This is a genomic window from Bacillus sp. AP50 (genome assembly GCF_040492675.1).
In the GTDB taxonomy this organism is placed as follows: domain Bacteria; phylum Bacillota; class Bacilli; order Bacillales; family Bacillaceae_G; genus Bacillus_A; species Bacillus_A cereus.
This window is the reverse complement of sequence record NZ_JBEUTW010000389.1, coordinates 1-6,632: the sequence shown is the minus strand read 5'-3', so window position 1 is coordinate 6,632 and position 6,632 is coordinate 1. Positions and strand designations below refer to the sequence as shown.

Below are 6,632 nucleotides of genomic sequence, written 5' to 3'. Positions count from 1 at the left end.
ACTATGTAGGCATAGAATCCTTAGAGAAAAGATACTCCTTTTGTTTAATTTTCAGAATAATCAAAATGTGAAATAATAAAAATAGAATTACATTTTAATCTTGTTAATAATTCATTTTGTGAAAATCTTTTGTTGGAAATAAATGACGGAGGGCTCTTATAGAAAGAGTAAAGTGAGTGGTTAGCTATGTGAGGTATGGGGATGGTAGTAGTGTTGGAAATCTTTCATGATACAAAAGATTAAGATTAATAGAGTTTCCAATGCTACATGGGAATTTAAGAATCAATTTGTTTCAAAAAATAATATTAATAATGGGGAGATGTAATATGAAACGAGGGAAATTTGGAAAGATTCTTATTGGAACGTTAACAGTTGGAATGTTATTGTCTCAAGGAATTCCATATAACGTATTAGCGGAAGAGGTAAATACATCTACTTTAACTGGAATTGATGATGCAAATGCTATCTTAAAAGGTCTTACAAAGGAACAACGTAATGCCTTAAAAACGTTAGATACAAAACCAGGTTTTGTTATTTCGCCAGGTATCAATACAACAAGTCCTAATAATGTGAATGTGATTATAGAATTTAAGCAAGCGCCTAGCAAAATAGAGGTATTAAAACAAGCGGCTAAAGGGAAAAAATTAGCTCTTTCAAATGCGGAACAAAAGGTAGAGGCATCACATAAAGGATTTAAAGCAGAGCTTGAGCAGCTTCAAAAGAATAAAGAGAAAGGGACAAATGTAAAATCTGCAAAAATAACAAGAGAATATAAGAATGCTTTTAATGGTGTAGCGATTTCTTTACCAGCAAATATGATCGAAGACTTAGTTCGTACCGGTATCGTTAAGCGCGTATGGGAAGATCATGAGGTTAAAATTGATTTGCCGAAAGAAACAACTAAGACTGTTGTTGAACCGAAAATGGCGGATAGTGTACCGCAAATTGGTGTGGACAAGCTGCATGATGAGAAAATAACAGGGAAAGGAATTAAGGTAGGTGTACTGGACACAGGTATTGATTACAACCACCCGGATTTGAAAGATGCATATAAAGGATATCGTGCAAAACAAGGTGAAGATCCAAGTAAAATAGATCCGAACTCCATAAAAGGATGGGACTTTGTTAATAATGATGCTGATCCAATGGAGACAACGTATAAGGATTGGCAAAATTCTGGAGGATATCCAGAGATTTATGAGGGGAGTGCATATTATACATCCCATGGTACGCATGTAGCTGGGACAATTGCTGCAGACAAACAGAATAGTGTGGATTATGCAGTGAAGGGTGTTGCTCCAGATGTAGATTTATATTCATATCGCGTATTAGGCCCATATGGAAGTGGACAAACAAGCGGTATTCTTGCTGCGATTGATAAAGCAGTGAAAGACAATATGGATGTTATCAATTTATCACTAGGTGCGTCTATTAATGATCCTTTATATCCTACTTCTGTCGCAGTGAACAATGCGATGTTAGCTGGTGTTGTTACAGTTGTAGCAGCAGGTAATAGTGGTCCGGAAGAAGGTACCATTGGATCACCTAGTGCAGCGGCACTTCCGATTACAGTTGGAGCCAGTAACGCTGCAATGAAAATCCCAACGTTTTCCGTCGATGCAGGTGATTTACATGTGGATAAGATGATGCTACTTGGAAAAAGCTTTACTGATAAGATTGAAGATTTGAAAGGTCAATCCGTATCAGTTGTATATGCAGGGCTCGGGAAATCAGATGATTTTACAGGAAAAGATGTAAAAGGAAAATTAGCTCTTATCCAACGCGGTGAGATTACATTTGATGAGAAAATTAAGCATGCTAAGGAAGCAGGCGCAAAGGCGGTAATCGTATATAACAATGTAGATGGTGAAATTACAAGTTATCTTGGGGAAAGTACTGCATCTATTCCATCGTTCCGCTTAACAAAAGTAGATGGTGAGAAATTACAAGCAAAAGCTGTACAAGGAGATGTGTCGTTAGCGTTTGGGGAACTAAGTAATATAAAAACAGAGGGAGATCACTTAGCTGATTTCAGCTCCCGTGGTCCTGCAACTAAGACAGATGATATTAAGCCAGATATTGTAGCACCAGGTGTGTCTATTTTCTCAACTGTTCCTGAATATATTAATGATCCAAAAGATGGAGAAAATTATCCGATAGCGTATGGACGTATGTCAGGTACCTCTATGGCAACTCCTCATACTACAGGGGTAGCGGCACTCATTTTACAAGAACATCCAAATTATAGTCCATTTGAAGTAAAAGAAGCACTCATGAATACCGCAGTTGACTTAAAAGAAGAGCGTTCTGTATTTGAGGTGGGCTCAGGACGAATTGATGCATACCGTGCAGTTCATGCAGATATATCAATCGAGGTTGTTGATAAAACATCAAACGTTGTAGGTGATGAAGAAGTAGAAATTGAAGAAAAAACAGGTTCTATTGCATTTGGGTATAAAAATCAAATTGAAAATGGGCCTATTAAAGATAGTCGAAAAGTTTTAATTAAGAACAGCAGTAAAACAGATGGGAAAGAGTTTAAATTAGAGGTGAAATTTTCACCTACAAGTGTAGGTGTGCAAGATGCAGCGAAGAATGGTGTGAAGCTAAACGTACCAGATTCTATTAAAGTAGCTCCTGGTGCATCAGAGGAAATTAGCCCTGAAATTACCATTCCAGAAAACGCTGAATTTGGTAGATATGAGGGCTATATTCATATTTCAAATAAAAACAATGAAAAAGAAGTATATCAAGTACCATTTGCAGTTAAATTCACAGAAAAAGGGATTGCGTCTGTAGATTTACTGAGAGATGCAATGGCAACAGATGCTTCTAAATTCCATCCATTTATGGAAAGACCAAGTTCGCCGTTGACATTTAAATTAAATAGTCCTCTCGAAACCATTGATGCAATTGTAAAGGACCGAACGACAGGGAAGGCATTAGGAGTCGTTGGTACACTTAATGCAAGTAGTCTAACACCGAATGTTGAATATATGATGTTTTCTGGTATGGGAGGGTATGTACTTCCATTCACAGGAGATCTAGCTCATCCAATTGCGGATAAACCTGTTATGTTGCCTGATGGAGATTACGAATTGAACTTCGTTGGATATGATAAAGAAGGAAAATCTTATACAAAAGGCGATAGCATTATCATTGATAATGTAATACCTGAAATGAAATTTAAGGATGTACAACCTGGTATACACGAAGTCAATGATTCTATGTTTAAAGAAGAAGACGGCCAGCGTGCATTATGGGTGCATGGTAATATTTATGATTCTACAGTAGATGCATTAAAGGCAAAAGGCTTGCAATATGATCAAAAAGCGAATCAAATTGTATATTATCAAAACTCAGCCTTCCCATCAGGATGGTTGAATACAATTCAAGCAAATGGTGATTTTAAATTTGGAGTACTTCCAGAGGAAATAAATGAGCCGTTAAATTTAAAATTATTTGGATATGATCTTGCAACTGCAGGGAATATGGCAACTGGATATAAAGATTACGTCTTTGTAAAAGAAGGGACAGAATACGCTGTTCCAAGTTATGACAAAGATAAAATCAAATTAGGAGAGAAAATTACATTAACTTTGAATCTTAATAATGTAAAACAGCTTATGTCAGGTACATTTGAAATTCCTTATTACAAGCAGCTATTTAAATTTACAGATGTGAAACCAAATCCAGCACTTACGGAATATGTAGAACAACATGGATTGAACCTTAAATTAGAAGATCCGAAGATAAGTGAAGCAGGAGCTTGGGAAAACAAGGTGAAAGTTGGCGCATCATTGGAGGGAAAAGAATTTAAAGGATTAGATGGAGATAAACCATTTTTAGATGTTACATTCGAGATGACGAACGATGAATACTTTAATGGTTTGACTGCATTTGGAGTAGATAAGTTCTCTTATACAAAAGTTGGTGCATCAGAAGGCATTGAGATTCCCGCGTTTAAAGATAAATCTTTTGCTATTGTTTCGAAACATTCAACGGTTACAGGATATATTGGCCCGGAAGCTTTCTTGAATGAAGAGGGGTATTTAGGTAAGAAAGACTATACAAAACTAGGAGCAAAAGTGTACGCAGTTGGCAAGGATGGAAAGAAATATACAGGAACGATTGGTGATAACGGGCAATTTGAAATTCATAGTGTTCCAGTAAGCGATAAAGAATATGATATTTTCGTAGAAATGCCAGGTCATTTAAATAGTAAATTAACAACAAAAATAGGGAAAATGCAGGATGGAGAATTAGTGGGACAAAACTTTAGAGCTGACATGGATGATAACCTTGCAGGTGATGTAAACGGCGATAAAATGGTAGATATTCAAGATGCTAGAATAGCAGCTTTATCGTATGGAAAAGGAAAAGTATCTGTAAAAGATGGAGATATAAATCAAGATGGTGTTGTAGATGAAACGGATGTTCGTTTAATTGAGAAAAACTTCTTGAAAAAGGGCCCAGATGCTAAAGGAAACGAGAAACCGAAAGAAAATGTAGGGCCAGTGACGTTAGAGAAAATTTTACGCTCTATCGGTTTAGAACCAAAAAAATAAGTGGACAAACTTCTAGAGTAAATAAAGGCATCAGACAATGGATATTAAATGAAATGGATTGGTTAACAAATGACCGGTAATGATTTACGGTAACATTACCGGTCATTTTAAGAGTCATAGTCGTTTGGGTACATGAAGTAACTAGTTTAAAGTAAGTTCGCTTTCATTATGGGACAAGGAAGTTGCTTAATTATTATTGTTGTTTGTGGGATGGAAATAAGGTTTGTAGTTTAAACTTTAACAATAGGGGGACTTGTGAAATGGGTATGAAGAAAAAACTTGGTATGGGTGTTGTAACTGCAGTGCTTGGCTTATCCTTAATTGGCGGGGGAACATATGCATATTTTAGTGATAAGGAAGTATCACAAAACACGTTTGCAGCGGGTACTTTAGATTTGAGTGTGAATCCAGAAGTTGTTATTAATGTCGACAATCTGAAACCAGGTGATGAAATGGAACGTGGTTTTCAATTAGTAAACAAAGGAACCTTAGCAATAGGAGATGTGAAACTCCTGACAGATTACAGTGTAATCGATGCGAAAGGGGATAATGGAAATGCTGATTTTGGTGATCATATCCGTGTTGATTTCTTGTGGAACTTGGATAAAAATGAGGTTCCAATTTGGTCTACTACATTATCTGAATTAAAGGTAGCTACGCAAAATGGAAATATTCCTAATCTTGTAAAGAACGGTATTGTAGATCGAGAAGGAAATGGACTTGCTCCAGGTGATGATGATACATTTTATGTAATGTTTACATTCGTAGATAACGGTGAAGAACAAAATGTATTTCAAGGAGATGCGTTGAAATTAAATTGGACTTTTAACTCCATGCAAGCAAGCGGTGAAGAAAAGTAAGTGTAATAATTTGTATACTATATGTGTGAGACATATCGTATACAAATGAAGGCGTTTATCCTCAATGGTAAAACTCCTTATAAAAATATGGGTGAAAAACTTGATGATGATTTCCCTTTTAAAACACATCGTAAACATATTTTGCGATGTGTTTTGTTGTAAGTTGGAGAGTACAGAAATATTAAATGATTATCCAGCTTTTGAGATACTTTGAGGGAATTTAGCACCTTACGCTAGCTTAGCAGCTTTCCTGTCCCCTTTATCCCCAAGAAGACGTAATCCAGTTATGATGAGCATACATCCTCATACGCGAAATTGAAAGTAACAACTAGTGCATGCTCACAAAACTTTTCATCCTATGGCAGAGAAGTTCTAGAAAATCAAGAACACCCTGCAGAGAATAAGCTGAGGGACTTACTGGCTCATGTAAAAGAGAAGTATATGAAAGTGAAGGGCTAAATTTTAAAATTCTAAAAAGGGTGAATGGATGATGTTAGGGATAGGGTTGATTGTATTAAGTATTTTACTTGTCAGCATTGTATTTTTACCATGATGCTTTATTCCAAGTGAGACAGAAAACATGTAGTATTTTTATTCGTAATCATCCAAAAAAGAAAGAGGGATATTTGTTACAATCACGGCATTGTAGAAGAAATAGAATAAAAGAGGAAAATATATACTGTTACAAATTAATATTCCATGTGTTTTTTGAACATACATTACTTATCTTTAATGTATATATTGAATATATAAATATATTGTGTTATGATGTGAATTAGAAACTCGCGTGTTTCAAATACAACATTTTTATCTTTTTGATGGCCTCTTATCTTTCCGTAAGAGGTCCTTTTTTTATCCCTCCGTATTGTATAGCCGCTAAAATACTATGAAAAGATACTAGAGACTACTACACTGTGATATCCTCTAGTATTTTTTCTTTATCTATATTATCTATTGTTAGGTAAACGACGAATTAGTACTTTTTGTATAATTTTCACAAAATAACTTTGAATCATTATTTATTTCAATATAAAGTAATGAAAGGACATATTTGACTATCGTCTTTAATTTTTCCGACAGCAAGTAAAGTTAGCATGTTTAATGCATAATCAGACGCCTGTAAATGAGCATTACTATTTAAATTTTTACCAGAGAGTAATTTAGTTAATTAGTAGAAAAAGGAAGGGGCCTATTTGGCTCCTGT

2 protein-coding genes are annotated in these 6,632 nt (G+C 35.4%); both read left to right on the top strand.

Features of this window, described 5'->3' with window-relative positions; all coding sequences use genetic code 11:
* Positions 1 to 326: 326 nt before the first annotated feature.
* Complete coding sequence (locus tag ABWK52_RS23040; protein ID WP_098541308.1) at positions 327 to 4,568, top strand: S8 family serine peptidase; 4,242 nt, start codon at positions 327 to 329, stop codon at positions 4,566 to 4,568.
* Positions 4,569 to 4,828: 260 nt separating this feature from the next.
* Entirely contained in the window at positions 4,829 to 5,428 is a 600-nt protein-coding gene (locus tag ABWK52_RS23035; protein WP_000525504.1) for a TasA family protein, read from the top strand.
* Positions 5,429 to 6,632 lie beyond the last annotated feature (1,204 nt).

Bases quoted from the DNA above. Each gene is read 5' to 3' on its own strand.
- ABWK52_RS23040 (WP_098541308.1), top strand. From the start codon at position 327: ATGAAACGAGGGAAATTTGGAAAGATTCTTATTGGAACGTTAACAGTT.
- ABWK52_RS23035 (WP_000525504.1), top strand. From the start codon at position 4,829: ATGGGTATGAAGAAAAAACTTGGTATGGGTGTTGTAACTGCAGTGCTT.